Raw genomic sequence first — 15,699 nt, forward strand, 5'->3', positions numbered from 1 at the left:
CGACCCGCTCAGGCGGAGATGGCCTCGGGACGGCGGAAGGGCATACCGAACTCGGTCAACAGCGCAGTTGCCTGCTCGTCGTTGGCGGCGTTGGTCACGAAGGTGATGTCCATGCCCTGATGGTGCTGGACCTTGTCCAACTCGATCTCGGGGAAGACGGTCTGGTCGCTGAGGCCGAGGGTGTAGTTGCCGCGCCCGTCGAGGTTGGTTCCGACACCGCGGAAGTCGCGGATGCGGGGCAGGACCAAGCTGATCAGTCGGTCCGCGAACTCCCACATGTGGTTGCCACGCAGGGTCACCGCACAACCGATGGGCATGCCCTGGCGCAGCTTGAAGCCGGCGATAGAACGACGAGCAAGCCGGATCGTCGGCCGCTGGCCGGTGATCAGCCCGAGGTCCTTGGCGGCCATCTCGACCAGCGCCTTGTTCTCGACAGCGCCCTTGACGCCCATGTTGACGACGATCTTCAGCAACTTCGGAGCTGCCATGACGTTGTTGATGCCGTAGTCGGCCATCAGCTTCGCGCGGATCTCGTCGTCGTACTGTTTCTTGAGCCGGGGTTGCATTTCAGCCCTCACTGCTGGGCCGCTTGCGGGTGCCCTTGCCGGTGCTCGGATCGAGCAGCATCACGTTACTTGCGTGGACGGAGCAGGCCTCCTGGACCCGCTCACCCTTGGGGTTCTGCGGATCGGTGGACTTGCGATGCTTCCAGCGCAGGTTCACGCCATCGACGATCACACGCCCGTTCTCCCGATCGACGAGCAGGATCTCGCCGTTCGCGCCCTTGTTGTTGCCGGCGATGACGACAACCTTGTCACCTCTCTTGAACTTCATCAGACGACCTCCTGGGCCAAGGAGACGATCTTCATGTAGTTCCGCTCCCGGAGCTCACGAGCGACCGCTCCGAAGATGCGAGTTCCACGCGGGTTCCCCTCGGCATCGATGATGACGAGCGCGTTCCGGTCGAACTTGACGTAGGAGCCGTCACTACGGCGCGTGTTCTTGCGAACTCGGACGATCACCCCGCGCACCACTGTCCCGGGCTTGAGCTCCGAACCGGGGATGGCGCGGCGAATCGAACACACGACGACATCACCCAGGCCGGCGTAACGACGGTGAGTTCCGCCGAGCACCTTGATACACATCGCCCGCTTGGCGCCGGTGTTGTCGGCGACGTCGAGGATGGTCTGCATCTGAATCACGCGTCACCCCCTTCGACCTCGGAAGTCATGGACTCGGCACCCGTCTCGGCCGCAGTCGGGTCGGTACGCAGTGCGGGCGACTCGAGGATGCGAACCAACCGCCAGCGCTTGGTCTTCGAGAGCGGCCGGGTCGCGGCCACTTCGACGGTGTCCCCCACGTGCGCTTCGTTGAGCTCATCGTGGGCGTGGTACTTCTTGTGGCTCCGGACGAACTTGCCGTACTTCGGGTGCGCGAAGCGGCGTTCGACGAGGACGGTGATGGACTTGTCCATCTTGTCGCTCGTCACCACTCCCTGAAGCAACCGGCGGCGGTTCCGGGTCTGTGTTTGGGTATCGGACATGGGCCGTTTCCTGTGTTCTCTGGGGCGCCGACTGGTCGGAGCCGCGGGTCGCTCGCGCTCCGCTGCGGTCAGTTGCGGGGTTCTTGACCGCGAACGCCGCTCGTGCGCTCGTGGAGGACGGTGTTGATGCGGGCGATAGCCCGACGGACGGCCCGTACCCGCGACGGAGTCGCGTTGGCCTCGGTGGACGAGCGGAACCGCAGTTCGAAGAGCTCCTTCTGCAGGTTGCCCTTGTCGAACTTCAGCTCGGCGTCCGTCTTGCTGCGCACCTCTTCGGCGTTCATCGAACTAATCCAGCGCTTTGTACTGCTGCGTGTATTGCGGCTGCGGGGAATGCGGCTGCGTTGATTGCGGTCGGTGTCGATCAGTGGGTCGGGAGGCGCCGAACCATGCGGACCTTGATCGGCATCTTGTGCGCGACCCGCTTGAAGGCCAGCTTGGCCTTCTCTTCGGGGACGCCACCCAGTTCGTAGAGAATCGTCCCGGGCTTCACGACGGCGGCCCAGAAGTCGACGTCGCCCTTGCCCTTACCCATTCGGGTCTCGGCCGGCTTCGCCGAGATCGGCTTGTGGGGGAAGACGCGGATCCAGATCTTCGCGGCGCCGCCGGTAGCGCGGTTGGCCGCGACACGTCCAGCCTCGATCTGCCGCCCGGTGATCCAGGCGGCATCGAGCGCCTGGAGGCCGAACTCACCGAAAGAGACGCGGTTGCCGCGGGTGGCGAAGCCCTTCACGCGGCCTCGGAATGATTTGCGGTACTTCGACCGCTTGGGCATGAGGGCCATGGCGCTCTCCTACTCTCGCTTGGCGCCGCGCGAGCGGTCGCCTCCACGTCCACGGCGATCGCCACCACCCGTTCCGACGAGTCCGTCGTTGCGCTCATCGCGCGCGACGCCGCCGAGGGGGAAGCGGTAGTCCAGTTTCTTGCCGACGTCTACGTCGCCCTTGTAGATCCAGACCTTGACGCCGATGACGCCGTAGGTGGTCTTGGCCAGCGCGGTTCCGTAGTCGACGTAGCTTCGCAGGGTCGAGAGCGGCACACGCCCCTCTCGCTCCTTCGCGGTCCGAGCCATCTCAGCGCCACCAAGGCGACCGTTCATCTCGACCTTGATGCCCTTGGCACCGGCCTGAACCGTGGTCTGAATGGCCTTCTTCATCGCGCGACGGAAGGCCATGCGCTTCTCGAGAGCCTCGGCGATCATCTCGGCGACCAGGGTCGCCTCGAGCTCGGGGCGCTTGATCTCCCGCACTGTCAGGTGGCAGGTCATCTGAGTGATGCGCTGGAGCTCCTTCTTGAGGGCATCCACGCGCACCCCCTTGCGACCGACGAGGACGCCGGGTCGCGCGGTGTGCACGATCACGTTGACCGCCTCACTCGTGCGTTCGATCTCGATACGCGGAATACCGGCCGCCTTGAACTCCTTGCGGATGTAGCGACGGATCTTCTGATCCTCCGCCAGAAGGCGGGGGTAGTCCTTCTTGTTGGCGTACCAGCGCGATCGCCACGGTTCGATGACCGCGATGCGATAGCCGGTGGGGTGAACCTTTTGTCCCATTCGTTAGTTCTCTAGCTTCGGGAGTCAGGCGTCGGCTTCGCGGACGACGACGGTCAGATGACTGGTGCGCTTGCGGAACGGCATGGCTCGGCCCTGGGGGCCGGGACGCCAGCGCATACGGTTGTTGAGCAGGGGCCCGTCGTCGGCGCGGCAATCGCAGATCACCAGCCGGTTGACGTTGACGTTGGGGTCCTGAGACGCGTTTGCAACGGCGGACTTGAGCACCTTCAAGTAGTAGGCGGCCGCGCGCTGCGGGGCGAACTCGAGGAACTGAAGGGCCGTGTTGACGTCCTTGCCGCGGATCGCGTCAGCGACGAGTCGGCCCTTGCGGGCCGTCATACGCGCGTAGCGATGAAGGGCCCGAAACTCGGGCTTGGCTGCGGTTGTGGTTGCCATGTCAGCGTCCCTTCTTGCTTTCCTTCTTGTTGGTGTGGCCGCGGAACTGGCGGGTCGGAGAGAACTCCCCCAGCTTGTGACCGACCATGTCCTCGGTGACCTGCACCTTCAGGTGGTGTCGCCCGTTGTGGACCATGAAGGTGTGGCCGATGAAGTCGGGCGAGATCATGCTCGCGCGCGCCCATGTCTTGATGGGTTGGCGCGAACCGGAATCGTTCGCCTTGGCGACCTTGATCGCCAGCTTCGGGTCGATGTAGGGGCCCTTGCGGATGCTGCGTCCCAATGGATCCTCGTTGTGTCTCGGTGCGTTGCGGGTCTTCGGCGTCTACCTGGAGCTGCTCAGCCCTAGGCTCAGCGACCCGACTTGCGGCGACGGAGGATGAACTTGTCCGTCGGGTTGTTCTTGCGACGGGTACGACCACCCTTGGACAGGACCGCGGTCGGTCCACAGGGGTGACGACCACCAGCGGTACGCCCTTCACCACCACCCATGGGGTGGTCGACCGGGTTCATGGCAGTACCACGAACTTCGGGGCGGCGGCCCTTGTGACGCTTGCGTCCGGCCTTGCCGAGCTTGACGTTCTGGTGGTCCGTGTTACCGACCCGACCGATGGTCGCTCGGCACTGGATGTGGACTCTGCGCAGCTCGCCTGAGGGCAGCGAAACGATCGCGTAGTCTCCATCGCGGGCGGTCAGCTGCGCGGAGCTTCCGGCGCTGCGGCAGACCTGGGCGCCGCGGCCGATCTTGAGCTCGATGTTGTGGATCGTGAGGCCGATCGGGATGTCCGCCAGCTTCATCGCCACGCCCGGGTTGGGGTCGGACCCTGCGCCCGACACGATGGTCTGGCCGGCCTTGAGGCCCAGGGGCGCGATGATGTAGCGCTTCTCGCCGTCCGCGTAGTGCAGCAGCGCGATGTTGGCCGTGCGGTTGGGGTCGTACTCGATGGTCGCGACCTTGGCCGGCACGCCGTCCTTGTTGCGCTTCCAGTCGATCAGGCGGTAGCGGCGCTTGTGCCCCCCACCGCGGCGGCGGGAGGTGATGCGGCCATGGTTGTTGCGACCGCCGGTCTTCTTAAGCGGCCGGAGAAGACTCTTCTCCGGCTTGGAAGACGTCAACTCCTCGAAGTCGAGGACGTTGCCGTGGCGACGCCCCGGCGAGGTCGGCTTGTAGCTCTTGATACCCATTAGAAGAACTCTGTTCCTACCTCAGATGACGTCGATGGACTGACCGTCGGCGAGCTTGACCATGGCCTTTTTCCAGTCAGGCTTCTTGCCGGCAACATAGCCGCGGCGGCGGGTCTTGCCCCGCACATGGAGCGTGTTGACGCTCTCGACCTTGACCTCGAAGAGGGCCTCGACTGCCTGCCGGATCTCGACCTTGTTGGCGTCGACCGGGACTCGGAAGTGATAGGCGTTGCGCTCCGCCATGTCGCCCGAGGACTTCTCGGTCACGACAGGCTTGCGGAGGACTCGGTAGTGGCGGTCGAGAGCAGTCACGCGGCACCTCCGTCAGTGCTCGAGCTTGCGGCTTCGGGCTTGCCAACGCGGGCGATCAAGGCATCCATGGCCGACGCTTCGGCGATGATCAGGCCGCCGGCGACGACGTCGTGGGCGCACAGGTCTTGGGCCGTGGAGACCCGAACCCCGGCGAAGTTCCGGAAGGACTTCCACACGTTCTGGTCGGCTTCACCGAGCACCACCACCGCGCGGCGGGGGTTGCCGAGGTCAGTCAGGATCTTGCGGGCCACCTTGGACGAGGGGCTCGAGAACTGACCGAGGTCAGCGATCACGACCTCTTCGTCGCGCAACTTGCCGGCGATGGCGGATCGCAGGGCAACCCGGCGAGCCTTCACGGGCATGTGGTAGCTGAAGTCGCGGGGTTTGGGCCCGAAGACCGTCCCACCACCACGCCAGATGGGCGACTTGCGGTCACCGGCGCGAGCCCGACCGGTGTGCTTCTGCTTCCAGGGCTTCGCGTTGCTGCCTTTGACCTCGGAGCGGCCACGGGTGCTCGCGTTGCCCTGACGCTGGTTCGCCTGGTACATGACCACGGCGTCCTTCAGGGTGCGGTAGAGCACGGAGCCGCCGAAGGGCGCCTCGTCGAACTCCACCTGACCGACGGCGCCGGCCTTGTAGCTCTTGAGCTGCATCAGTTCTTCCTCCCGCCGGTGCGGGCCGTGCGGACCTGGACCAGGCCGCCGGTGGGACCGGGGATCGAGCCCTTGACGAAGAGCAGGTTGCGCTCGAGGTCGACCCGCACGATGGGCAGGTTCTTGGTGGTCTTGCGCGAGGCGCCGTAGTGGCCGGCCATGCGCTTGCCCTTGAAGACGCGGCCGGGGTAGGCCGATGCACCGATCGAGCCGGGCTCGCGGTAGTTCATGCAGCCGTGCGTCTTGTTACCGCGCTGGAAGCCATGGCGCTTGATCGTGCCGGCGAACCCGCGCCCCTTGCTGGTGCCGGTGACGTCGACCACGTCGCCGCGGGTGAAGACGTCGGCGGCGATCACGTCCCCCACCGAGAGCTCGGGCGAAGCCGTCAGGCGCTCCTCGCGGAGGAAGCGCTTCGGGGTCACGTTGGCCTTGGCGAAATGGCCACGACGGGGCTTGGAGGCCCGGGAGTCGGGCACGTCCTCGAAGCCCAGCTGGACGGCGTTGTAGCCGTCGGACTCCTCTGTCCGAACCTGGCATACCACGCACGGACCAGCCTCGACGACGGTCACGGGCACGACGGTTCCGTCGTCCTCGAAGACCTGCGTCATGCCGCGTTTGCGTCCTAGGAGCAGCGTCATTGTCCTGCGAACGGGGTGGTGTCGGGCGAGCGCTCAGCGGAGAGCGGTCGGTCGACGGGTTGATCGTCTGTGCCGGTTCGACCAGGTGGTCCGAGGATCGGACCGAGACGCCTGGCCACGCGGCGTTGAACGTGGGGGGTGAGGCCGACTGGTCGACGATCGCGCAGGGCGGATCGAGTCAATCGGGGGGGTCTGGTTGTCGTCGCCCTTCGGAGCGGTGCTCCTGGGGCGACTTGCTCCCCGCGAGGAGCGGCCCCCCGAAGGGGACCATTGACCCCCTCGCTCGAGGAGGTCGCGCGGGTCTCGGCGGCCGAACCCTCGCGTCGCTGTGCGGCGCTCAGGTGAGGCGAATCCAACGCTGCGACTCACCCCTCGAAGGGGCGCTTGCAGCGCTCGAGGCGGTCAGGCCTTGATGCGGATGTCGACGCCGGCGGGCATGTTGAGGCTACTCAGAGCGTCGACCGTTTGACTGGTGGGCTCCGAGATGTAGATCAGTCGTTTGTGGGTCCGGATCTCGAACTGCTCCCGCGACTTCTTGTCGATGAAGGGCGAGCGCAGAACGGTGTAGCGCTCGATCCGCGTCGGCAGCGGGATCGGCCCGTTGACGAGAGCGCCGGTCCGCTTGGCCGTCTCCACGATGTCGGCGGCCGACGTGTCGAGCGCCTCGTGGTCGTAGGCCTCCATGCGGATTTGAATGCGGTCGCTCATCGGCGGGGGGGGCGGGACCGAGGAACTCGGTCCGATCGTCGGGGGTCTAGCTGGGTACAGACAGAAGTCCGGGGCGACCCACAGACTCGCTGCAGGGCGCCCTCCGGGCGAAACGGGCGGAGATGGTAGCAGCGACCCCCAGGGCGGTCAACGTGGCTGCCGGGCCTTTTTGTCGGGGAGTGCCCGGAAGGGTCCGAGGAGTTGCGGGAGCACTCCCCCGACCGTTCTGGAGGCCAGCCCCGACGGACGCTCACCACGACAGGCCCAAGGCCTCGAGCTCAGAGGCCGGCACGGGCCTGAAACCGGCCGGCTTGAGGCTGAACTGGGCTCGCCCCTGGGACAGGGAGCGCAGCTCGGTGGAGAAGCCGGACATCGCTGCGAGCCGGGCGCGACCACTGATCACCTGCCAGGTGCCCTCCCCCACGGATTCGCCGATGCTTGCGCGCTGGCTCTTCATGAGCGCGAGCGCCGATCCGGCGTAGTTGGCAGGCGTCCGCACCTCGAGGTCGACCATCGGCTCGAGCAACTCGACCGATACCCCCTGCATGGCTTCCCGGGCGGCGATCGAGGCGCATTGACCGAGTGCGTGCTCGGCCCCATCGGCGAGCTCCGCCCTAGCCACCAGGATTCTCATCCTGGAGTCGATCAACGGGAATCCGAAGCGCGGGCCCACCTGAGCCAGGCGTCGCAGGTTGGCCTCGACGGACTCTCGCAGGTGGGCCGCCAGCTCGACCCCCGGGGCCCAGTCGATGGTCAAGCGTCCGGAGGTCGGGTCGGGGGCGAGCTCGATCTCGAGCAGGCCCTTCAGACGCCGGGCCCCCGCCTCGCGCTCGACTTCGGCCCGCCCTCGAGCACTGGTCAGGACCGCCTCCCGGTAGGCCACGCTGGGGACTCCGAAGCGGGCCTTGATCCCGAATTGCTCCCGCAGGCGGTTCTCGACCACCTCCAGATGCAGCTCCCCCATGCCCGAGACCTGGTACTGCCCGGTCTCGGCGTCCACGAGGACCCGCAGGGTCGGGTCTTCGCGCCCGAGGCGGGCCAGAGAGTCCGCCAAGACGGCCCGGTCGATCTCGCGCTCGGGCTCGACGATTGCCGTGAGCACCGGCTCGGAGAAAGTCTGGGACTCGAGCACCAAGCCCGGCGCCGTACCGCAAAGAGTGTCGCCCGTGGTCGCACCGACGGTGTCCGGCAGAGCCACGATCTCGCCCGGGCCGGCCGCGTAGACCTCGTGGGTGCTGTCGGCGTGCAGGCGGTAGAGCGCCTCGACCGGCAGGTGAGTGGCGAGCCGAGGAATCCACAGACGGGCCCCGCGCTCGATGATCCCCGCATAGACGCGCACGAAGAGCAGCGGCGGACCACCATCCAGGGACTGCACCTTGAAGACGAGGGCGCAGACGTCGGCGAGCGGATCGGGCGGGACCAGATGTGGAGAACCATCGGAGAGGAACTCCGCCCGAGGGGGCTCGCGGTCGTCGGGTCCGGGCAGAAACTCCACCACCGCGTCAAGCAGGCGCTGCATCCCGATGTTCCGCAACGCAGCCCCGCACAGCACCGGCTGAAGCTCGCCGGCAAGGGTGGCTCGGCGAACGGCGGCGACCAGGGTGGCCCGATCGGGACGACGGTCTGCAGCCAGGTCGTCGAGAACCGCCTCGTCCATCTCCGCCAGTCGCTCGACAAGCTCGGCATGCAGGACACCGGCCTCGTCGGCAACCTCCGGGGGAAGCTCGATGCGGGACTCACGACCCTGGGCGTCGTAGACCCACGCGGTCAGGTCCAGCAGGTCCACCACCCCGCGCAGGTCCGGCCCTTCGCCCAGGGGGTAGTGCACCGGCAAGGCCTCGACCTCTAGCCGCGCCTCCAGGTCGGCCACCGCCACCAAGTAGTCGGCTCCCGGACGGTCGCACTGGTTGACCAGGGTGATGGTGGGCACGCCGAAACGCCGGGCCTGACGCCATACGGCTTCGGACTGCGCCTGCACCCCGCCGATCGCACTGAGCACCAACACCGCACCGTCCAGGACGCGCAGGCAGCGCTCGACCTCGACCGTGAAGTCCACGTGCCCGGGGGTGTCGATCAGATTGAGCAGGTGATCGCGCCAGGGCAGGCAGGTCGCCGCAGCCGTGATCGTGATCCCGCGCCGGCGCTCCTCCGGCATCCAGTCGAGCACGGTGGACCCTTCGTGAACCTCCCCGAATCGCGCCTCAACGCCTGAGAAGTAGAGCAGGCGCTCGGACACCGTGGTCTTGCCCGCATCGATGTGCGCGACGATACCGATGTTGCGAAGCGCGCTGAGCTCGACCACCGCCGGAGATTAGCCCGCCAACTCTGGATTCAGGTCGAGGAACTCCCGCGCGAAGTGGTAGCCCTCGAGTAGCTGCGGGTCCGCATGACCCAGGAAGTGGCAGGCCGCGAAGAGGGCCTCGATCGACGCAAGGCCCGCCTCCGGATCGTCAAAAGTCCGACTACGGCGAGGGTAGGCGGTGCGCATCGGCGGCAGGGACCTCGCTACGGGGTGCCCCACCACGGTCGAGCGCAGGGCGGCCAGTCGGCGCCAGCTGGAGTCGATCAGGAACAGCCTTCGACCCCGATCCGACTCCCCCAGCTCGGGTGCCGCCGGATCCAGCAGCACTCGGTCCCCGACGTCCAACCGTAGGTCGGGCCGGTAGCTCACGAAGCGAACCCCCTCCAAGGCACGCAAGGGCGCGAGAGAGCACCGCTTCCACGACTCCTTCGGGTCGCGCAGAATCAAGATGTCGCGCTGCATCGGTCACCTCCCATCCTCCCCTCTTTCACGCCGGCTGCCCCCGAACGAGCCAGGGCCGCGCCCTCTGGAGGATCGCGGCCCTGACCTTGGTCTCAGCTCCACCGGCCTGCTCGCCCCAACGGCGCCAGCCATTGGGCCAACCACACTTTCGCGCGCACTAGCGAGCCCGCTCCAACGGCGCCAGCCGTTCGGCCGACCACACTTTCGCGCGCGCTAGCGAGCCCGCTCCAACGGCGCCAGCCGTTGGGCCAACCACACTTTCGCGCGCACTAGCGAGCCCGCTCCAACGGCGCCAGCCGTTGGGCCAACAACACTTTCGCGCGCACTAGCGAGCCCGCTCCAACGGCACCAGCCGTTGGGCCAACCACACTTTCGCTCGCACTAGCGAGCGAAATGGCTGTAGGCCTTGTTGGCCTCGGCCATCTTGTGAACGGTCTCCTTCTGAGAGACCGAGGCGCCGGTGCCCTGGAAGGCGTCGACCAACTCGTCCGCGAGACGGATAGCCATCGGCTTACCCTTCTTCTTGCGGCAGTTGTCGATCAACCAGCGGATCGCAAGGCTCTGCTGCCGGTTCCGACGTACTTCGCGCGGCACCTGGTAGTTGGCGCCGCCGACGCGCTTGGAGCGCACCTCGACGGTGGGCCGGATGTTGTCGATCGCCTTGGTGAAGATCTCCACCTGGTCCTCGGCATCGGGGAGCTTCTTCGACGCGAGGTCGAGGGCGTCGTAGAAGATCGCCTGGGCGGTGGTCTTCTTGCCGTCCTGCATGAGCTTGTTGATGACCTTAGTGGCCAGCATCGATCCGAACTTGGGATCGGGCTCTTGGAGAACTGCGGTGGATTTGAAGTTACGGGGCATCGTTGATTCTCAGATCGCGCGGCGTTGGCCGACGTCGGTCACTTCTTGGGACGTTTGACGCCGTACTTGGACCGGCTCTGGAGTCGCCCATCGACACCGGCGGTGTCCAGGGTGCCTCGAAGTACGTGGTAGCGGACACCGGGAAGGTCGCGGACACGACCACCACGCACGAGCACGATCGAGTGCTCCTGCAGGTTGTGCCCCTCGCCGGGGATGTAAGCCGTGATCTCCTTGCCGTTCGAGAGGCGGACACGGGCGACCTTGCGAAGAGCCGAGTTGGGCTTCTTCGGGGTCATCGTCTTCACCTGCAGACACACGCCACGCTTGTGCGGGCACGAGTCGAGCACGGGAGACTTCGACCGCTTCTTGATCGGCTTGCGGCCCTTGCGGACGAGCTGGTTGATCGTGGGCATCAGAGAGTCTTGAATCGGCGGGTCTGAGAAGCCTGGGGGGCCTTCCGCGCTGGAAGGTCAGGGCCCCACGGCGGCTGCCGCCGGTGGATGGTCTAGTGGTCGTCGGTCAGCTCTGGCCGACGGACGGGCGGAGCATTCTAGGGATCTGTGATTCGCCGTCAAGGACGGCGCTGGACTCGGTCCAGCTCCGGGTTAGCTCGGCGTCCGCCGGCGGCCCCGGAGCCATCGGCTCCGACCGCGCGATGGGCGGCCGGACCCGATCGGGGGTCAGTCGTGGACGGGATCAGTTCGCCGGCTCGGCGCCCTCATCGTCGTCGTGGGCGGCGGGCTCACCCATCGCGCCCCGGTCTTCAGGGCCTTCGATGGTATCCACCGCCGTTTCGATGGACCCGATCCGAAGCAACTCAGCCATGTCGGCCGTCGCATCGCCGGTCCCCGTGGGCGCCAAGGATGTGCTCGCTCGACCGGTGAGAGCCTCGAGGTTGCCTGAGAGCAGCGCCTCGATATCGGCGTCCGCCGGGGTCGAGGAGGTGCCGAAGCCCTTCCCGATCTCGCCGAAGTCGATGTTCTTCTTCACCCGAGTCCGGTAGTGGTCCCGGAAACCGGTACCCGTGGGCACCATGTGCCCGAGGATGACGTTCTCCTTGAGCCCGACCAGATAGTCGCGCTTGCCAGCCATCGCCGCCTCGGTGAGCACCTTTGTCGTCTCCTGGAAGGAGGCGGCGGAGATGAACGATTCCGAGCTGAGCGAGGCCTTGGTGACACCGAGCAGCAGGGTCATGCCGGTCGCGGGCTTCTTGCGCTCCTTGCGAAGCTGTTCGTTCTGGCGGCGGAACCGGAACTTGTCGACCACGGCCCCGGGCAGGAAGTCGGAGTCACCGGGATCGTTGACCTGCACCTTCCTCATCATCTGGCTGATGATGATCTCGATGTGCTTGTCGTCGATGCCCACACCCTGGGAGCGATAGACGTTCTGGATCTCGTCCAGGAGGTAGTCCTGGAGCAGCTCCTCGCCGTTGATTCGCAGGATGTCCTGGGGCACCAGGGGGCCGTCGACCAGCGGATCGCCAGCCTTGACCTCGTTGCCCTTATGGACGCGGAGGTGCTTGCCCTGGGGCACGGCGTGCTCGACCTCCTCAATGACCTCGCCCTCTTCACCGATGGCGCGGACGATGATCGTGCGCTTGCCACGCTTCTTGTCGCCGAGCTCGACGAAGCCGTCGATCTCGGAAATGACCGACGGATCTTTCGGGCGCCGAGCCTCGAACAGCTCGGTCACACGCGGGAGACCACCGGTGATGTCCTGGGTACCACCGATTTCTCGAGCGGTCTTGGCCAACAGGCCACCGGGCTTGATCGACGCACCGTCGTCCACCTCGATGTAGGCACGCTCGGGAATCGGGTACAGCGCCAGGGGCTCGCCGTTCTTGTCCTCGAGGATGAGCTGCGGGTGCAGGTCACCCTTGTGCTCCATGACCTGCTTGCGCACGGCGCCTCGTCGTGCGTCTCGCTCGACCTTCAGCGTCTTGCCCTCGATCAGATCCTCGTAGCGCACCTTGCCACCGAACTCAGCGAGAATCGGCACTTGGTGCGGGTCCCAGCTGCAGAGTACGTCGCCGGCGACCACGTCTTCGCCATCCTTACGCGCGATGATCGAGCCGATCGGGACCACGTAGCGGTCGAGCTCACGATCGCGGTCGTCCATCACGAGGACTTCGCCTTGTCGGTTCAGGGCCACGTCCTCCCCATCGGGGTTGGTCACGACCTGAAGGTTGGCGAAGCGCACCTTGCCGTCCCGCTTGACCTTGACCTCGGACTCCTCGACGGAACGGCTAGCCGTACCACCGATGTGGAAGGTCCGCATGGTGAGCTGGGTACCCGGCTCACCGATCGACTGGGCGGCGATGATGCCTACGGCCAAGCCGCGCTCCGCAACGGTGCCCCGCGAGAGGTCCATCCCGTAGCAGCGGGCGCAGATTCCGAGACCCGCTTCACAGGTCAGCGGACTACGCAGGCGAACCTTCTCGAAGCCGAGCGCCTCGACGCGAGCCGCAGCGCTCTCGGTGATGATCTCGTTCTCGCGGACGACGACCTCGTCCGTGGCGACGTCCATGATCGTGTCGCGTGCGACTCGACCGCGGATGGCCTGGGACAGGCTCACAACGACCTTCTCGCCCTTGTAGACGGCGACCTTGAAGACGCCGTTGGGCGTGCCGCAGTCGTCCGACGAGATCACGACGTTCTGAGCAACATCCGTCAGCTTGCGCGTCAGGTAGCCGGCGTCGGCCGTCTTCAGCGCCGTGTCCGCGAGGCCCTTCCGGGCGCCGTGGGTGGACGAGAAGTACTCGAGAACCTTCAGACCCTCGCGGAAGTTGGCCTTGATGGGCGTCTCGATGATCTTGCCCGAGGGCTTGGCCATCAGACCACGCATACCGGCGAGCTGCCGAATCTGATCCAGGGAGCCCCGGGCGCCCGACGTCACCATGCAGAAGATGGGATTGACGTAGACATCCCCGCGCTGGTCGGCCGCGAGAACACCCATCATCTCGGCGCCGACGCGCTCACGAGCGTGCGTCCAGAGGTCGATGACCTTCAGGTAGCGCTCGCCGTCGGTGATCACACCCTTCTGGAAGGCGACCTCGACCTGATCGATCTCAGCCTGAATCTCGTCCAGGATGGCCTGCTTCGACTCCGGGATCCGCATGTCGTCCTTGGCGAACGACAGACCTGCACGGGTCGAGGACTTGAAGCCGAGATCTTTGAGATCGTCGAGCAACGTCAGCGTTGCGTCCCGACCAAGCAGTCGGTGGCAGTCGCTGATCAGTCCCGAGATGCCCTTCTTGTTGAGCTGGTAGCCGTAGAACGGCATACCCGGAGGAAGAATGTCGTTGAAGATCGCGCGCCCGATGGTCGTCGGCAGGTAATCGCGACGCTCTTCGCCGGTCTCCTCGTCGACGAACGGGATCTTGCCGTCGTCGCCAACGACCACGGGGGAGTCGTTCTGCCCCATCTTCACTTGGGTACCCGGCTCCATTCGCACTTTCACCGGGTGGTGGGTGTGCGTCAGGCCGTGACCGTAGGCCAGGAACAACTCCCCGAGGGAACTGAAGGCCTGGGGCTTGGTGGTCAGGTGCGGGTCCTTCGTCAGGTAGAAGATCCCGAGCACCATGTCCTGCGAAGGCGCGATGATCGGCGCGCCGTTCGCGGGCGAGAAGATGTTGTTGGTGGCGAGCATCAGCGTCGCCGCCTCGATCTGCGCCTCGAAAGAGAGGGGCAGGTGCACGGCCATCTGGTCGCCATCGAAGTCGGCGTTGAAGCCGGAGCAGACCAGCGGGTGCAAGCGGATCGCATTGCCCTCGATGAGCACAGGCTCGAAGGCCTGGATACCCATGCGGTGCAGCGTCGGTGCGCGGTTCAGCAGGACCGGGTGGTCACGGATCACTTCGTCGAGGATGTCCCAGACCTCCTCGTCACGCCGCTCGAGCATCCGCTTGGCGGACTTGATCGTGTCTGCCAGGCCCAGTTCCTTGAGGCGTCGGATGATGAACGGCTGGAACAGCTCGAGGGCAACCTTCTTGGGCAGACCGCACTGGTGCAGGCGCAGCTCCGGGCCAACCACGATGACCGAACGCGCCGAGTAGTCGACACGCTTGCCGAGCAGGTTCTCGCGGAAGCGCCCCTGCTTGCCCTTGATCATGTCCGTGAGGGACTTGAGCGGGCGGTTCGACGAGCCGAGCACCGGCCGACGGCAACGACCGTTGTCGAACAGTGCGTCAACCGACTGCTGCAACATCCGCTTCTCGTTGCGGATGATGACCTCGGGGGCGTTGAGGTCGAGCAGCTTCTTGAGCCGGTTGTTCCGGTTGATCAGACGACGGTAGAGGTCGTTCAGGTCGCTGGTCGCGAAGTTGCCCGAGTCCAGCAGCACCAGGGGGCGCAGGTCCGGCGGGATGACCGGGATGACCTCGAGGATCATCCAATCGGCCTGGTTGCCGGAATCGCGGAGCATCTCGACCGTCTTGAGTCGCTTGATGATGTCCTTCTGCCGCTGCTTCGAACGCGTCGAGAGCAGCTCCTCGCGCAATTCCTGGCTGAGCTGCTGGAGGTCCAGGCGGCGCAGCATCTTCTTGACCGCCTCGGCGCCCATGTCGGCGTCGAACTCGGTCCCGTACTTCGCCCGCGACTGGCGGTACTCCTCCTCGGTCAGCAGCTGCTTCTCCTCGAGCGGCGTATCACCGGGGTCGATGACGATGTAGTCCTGGAAGTAGACCACGCGCTCGAGGTTGGACGTCTTCATGTCGAGCAAGGTGCCCAGACGCGAAGGCATCGCCTTGAAGAACCAGATGTGCGCGACCGGCGCGGCCAGGTTGATGTGGCCCATGCGCTTGCGGCGCACCCGGCTGTGGGTCACCATCACGCCACACTTGTCGCAGACGATGCCCTTGTGCTTGATGCCCTTGTACTTGCCGCAAGCGCATTCCCAGTCCCGCTCGGGACCGAAGATCCGCTCGCAGAAGAGTCCATCACGCTCCGGACGGTAGGTCCGGTAGTTGATGGTCTCGGGCTTCTTGACCTCGCCGTACGACCACGACCGGATGTCCTCCGGCGACGCCAGACTGATCTTGACGCTGCCGTAGTCGTTGATTCGGTTGTAGAGATTCTCTGCCATGGCGA

At 65.9% G+C, this 15,699-nt stretch carries 19 protein-coding genes; all 19 read right to left on the minus strand.

Translation table 11 applies throughout. The features are described 5' to 3' along the window. Positions 1-8: 8 nt before the first annotated feature. The 19 genes from rplE to rpoC all read right to left on the minus strand — a co-directional run bounded on the left by rplE (position 9) and on the right by rpoC (position 15,694). Complete coding sequence (gene rplE / locus Pla133_RS19045) at positions 9-566, minus strand: 50S ribosomal protein L5 (protein ID WP_145068168.1); 558 nt, start codon at positions 564-566, stop codon at positions 9-11. Between the two features lies 1 nt (position 567). Beyond that, positions 568-834, minus strand: a complete 267-nt coding sequence (rplX, locus tag Pla133_RS19050; RefSeq protein WP_145068170.1) for a 50S ribosomal protein L24 — start codon at positions 832-834, stop codon at positions 568-570. Beyond that, the gene (rplN, locus tag Pla133_RS19055; RefSeq protein WP_145068172.1) at positions 834-1,202 is read right to left on the minus strand and encodes a 50S ribosomal protein L14; all 369 of its coding nucleotides are present in this window, start codon (positions 1,200-1,202) and stop codon (positions 834-836) included. The genes rplX and rplN overlap by 1 nt, the downstream gene beginning before the upstream one ends. Beyond that, positions 1,199-1,543 (minus strand): 30S ribosomal protein S17, encoded by a 345-nt coding sequence (gene rpsQ / locus Pla133_RS19060; protein WP_145068174.1) that lies wholly within the window; start codon positions 1,541-1,543, stop codon positions 1,199-1,201. Before rpsQ ends, rplN begins: the two co-directional genes overlap by 4 nt. Before the next feature lie 68 nt (positions 1,544-1,611). Beyond that, a complete protein-coding gene (gene rpmC / locus Pla133_RS19065; protein ID WP_145068176.1) occupies positions 1,612-1,827 on the minus strand; it encodes a 50S ribosomal protein L29 in 216 nt (71 codons plus the stop codon). 80 nt (positions 1,828-1,907) lie between these two features. Next, the gene (rplP, locus tag Pla133_RS19070; protein ID WP_145068178.1) at positions 1,908-2,327 is read right to left on the minus strand and encodes a 50S ribosomal protein L16; all 420 of its coding nucleotides are present in this window, start codon (positions 2,325-2,327) and stop codon (positions 1,908-1,910) included. A gap of 9 nt (positions 2,328-2,336) precedes the next feature. Next, a complete protein-coding gene (gene rpsC / locus Pla133_RS19075; protein WP_145068180.1) occupies positions 2,337-3,098 on the minus strand; it encodes a 30S ribosomal protein S3 in 762 nt (253 codons plus the stop codon). A 24-nt stretch (positions 3,099-3,122) separates the two neighbouring features. Then, a complete protein-coding gene (gene rplV / locus Pla133_RS19080) occupies positions 3,123-3,494 on the minus strand; it encodes a 50S ribosomal protein L22 (RefSeq protein ID WP_145068182.1) in 372 nt (123 codons plus the stop codon). 1 nt (position 3,495) lies between these two features. Continuing rightward, on the minus strand, positions 3,496-3,777 hold the full coding sequence (rpsS, locus tag Pla133_RS19085) for a 30S ribosomal protein S19 (RefSeq protein WP_145068184.1): 282 nt from the start codon (positions 3,775-3,777) through the stop codon (positions 3,496-3,498). Between the two features lie 68 nt (positions 3,778-3,845). Further along, complete coding sequence (rplB, locus tag Pla133_RS19090) at positions 3,846-4,679, minus strand: 50S ribosomal protein L2 (protein ID WP_145068186.1); 834 nt, start codon at positions 4,677-4,679, stop codon at positions 3,846-3,848. A 21-nt stretch (positions 4,680-4,700) separates the two neighbouring features. Then, on the minus strand, positions 4,701-4,991 hold the full coding sequence (rplW, locus tag Pla133_RS19095) for a 50S ribosomal protein L23 (RefSeq protein WP_145068188.1): 291 nt from the start codon (positions 4,989-4,991) through the stop codon (positions 4,701-4,703). Continuing rightward, positions 4,988-5,644 carry a 50S ribosomal protein L4 gene (rplD, locus tag Pla133_RS19100; RefSeq protein WP_145068190.1) on the minus strand — a complete coding sequence of 219 codons (657 nt, stop codon included), beginning with the start codon at positions 5,642-5,644 and terminating at the stop codon, positions 4,988-4,990. The genes rplW and rplD overlap by 4 nt, the downstream gene beginning before the upstream one ends. Continuing rightward, positions 5,644-6,282, minus strand: coding sequence for a 50S ribosomal protein L3 (rplC, locus tag Pla133_RS19105; protein ID WP_145068192.1), 639 nt, complete (start codon positions 6,280-6,282; stop codon positions 5,644-5,646). Before rplC ends, rplD begins: the two co-directional genes overlap by 1 nt. 402 nt (positions 6,283-6,684) lie before the next feature. Continuing rightward, complete coding sequence (gene rpsJ, locus Pla133_RS19110) at positions 6,685-6,990, minus strand: 30S ribosomal protein S10 (protein WP_145068194.1); 306 nt, start codon at positions 6,988-6,990, stop codon at positions 6,685-6,687. Positions 6,991-7,240: 250 nt separating this feature from the next. Next, on the minus strand, positions 7,241-9,292 hold the full coding sequence (locus Pla133_RS19115) for an elongation factor G (protein ID WP_145068196.1): 2,052 nt from the start codon (positions 9,290-9,292) through the stop codon (positions 7,241-7,243). Positions 9,293-9,301: 9 nt separating this feature from the next. Further along, positions 9,302-9,754: a ribosome biogenesis domain-containing protein gene (locus Pla133_RS19120; protein WP_145068198.1), complete on the minus strand. Its 453-nt coding sequence runs from the start codon at positions 9,752-9,754 to the stop codon at positions 9,302-9,304. Between the two features lie 381 nt (positions 9,755-10,135). Next, positions 10,136-10,612, minus strand: coding sequence for a 30S ribosomal protein S7 (gene rpsG / locus Pla133_RS19125; RefSeq protein WP_145068200.1), 477 nt, complete (start codon positions 10,610-10,612; stop codon positions 10,136-10,138). Positions 10,613-10,650: 38 nt separating this feature from the next. Further along, positions 10,651-11,025, minus strand: coding sequence for a 30S ribosomal protein S12 (rpsL, locus tag Pla133_RS19130; protein ID WP_145068202.1), 375 nt, complete (start codon positions 11,023-11,025; stop codon positions 10,651-10,653). A 283-nt stretch (positions 11,026-11,308) separates the two neighbouring features. Then, positions 11,309-15,694 carry a DNA-directed RNA polymerase subunit beta' gene (gene rpoC, locus Pla133_RS19135; protein WP_145068204.1) on the minus strand — a complete coding sequence of 1,462 codons (4,386 nt, stop codon included), beginning with the start codon at positions 15,692-15,694 and terminating at the stop codon, positions 11,309-11,311. Between the last annotated feature and the right edge of the window lie 5 nt (positions 15,695-15,699).

Origin of the sequence: Engelhardtia mirabilis (genome assembly GCF_007748095.1) — a bacterium.
GTDB lineage: Bacteria > Planctomycetota > UBA1135 > UBA1135.

Coding starts and splice junctions, on each gene's coding strand:
- rpsG (WP_145068200.1), bottom strand. CDS start 10,612: ATGCCCCGTAACTTCAAATCCACCGCAGTTCTCCAAGAGCCCGATCCC.
- rplC (WP_145068192.1), bottom strand. CDS start 6,282: ATGACGCTGCTCCTAGGACGCAAACGCGGCATGACGCAGGTCTTCGAG.
- rpsC (WP_145068180.1), bottom strand. CDS start 3,098: ATGGGACAAAAGGTTCACCCCACCGGCTATCGCATCGCGGTCATCGAA.
- rpsJ (WP_145068194.1), bottom strand. CDS start 6,990: ATGAGCGACCGCATTCAAATCCGCATGGAGGCCTACGACCACGAGGCG.
- rpsQ (WP_145068174.1), bottom strand. CDS start 1,543: ATGTCCGATACCCAAACACAGACCCGGAACCGCCGCCGGTTGCTTCAG.
- rpsL (WP_145068202.1), bottom strand. CDS start 11,025: ATGCCCACGATCAACCAGCTCGTCCGCAAGGGCCGCAAGCCGATCAAG.
- rplV (WP_145068182.1), bottom strand. CDS start 3,494: ATGGCAACCACAACCGCAGCCAAGCCCGAGTTTCGGGCCCTTCATCGC.
- rpmC (WP_145068176.1), bottom strand. CDS start 1,827: ATGAACGCCGAAGAGGTGCGCAGCAAGACGGACGCCGAGCTGAAGTTC.
- rplP (WP_145068178.1), bottom strand. CDS start 2,327: ATGGCCCTCATGCCCAAGCGGTCGAAGTACCGCAAATCATTCCGAGGC.
- rplX (WP_145068170.1), bottom strand. CDS start 834: ATGAAGTTCAAGAGAGGTGACAAGGTTGTCGTCATCGCCGGCAACAAC.
- rpoC (WP_145068204.1), bottom strand. CDS start 15,694: ATGGCAGAGAATCTCTACAACCGAATCAACGACTACGGCAGCGTCAAG.
- Pla133_RS19120 (WP_145068198.1), bottom strand. CDS start 9,754: ATGCAGCGCGACATCTTGATTCTGCGCGACCCGAAGGAGTCGTGGAAG.
- rplB (WP_145068186.1), bottom strand. CDS start 4,679: ATGGGTATCAAGAGCTACAAGCCGACCTCGCCGGGGCGTCGCCACGGC.
- rplE (WP_145068168.1), bottom strand. CDS start 566: ATGCAACCCCGGCTCAAGAAACAGTACGACGACGAGATCCGCGCGAAG.
- rplD (WP_145068190.1), bottom strand. CDS start 5,644: ATGCAGCTCAAGAGCTACAAGGCCGGCGCCGTCGGTCAGGTGGAGTTC.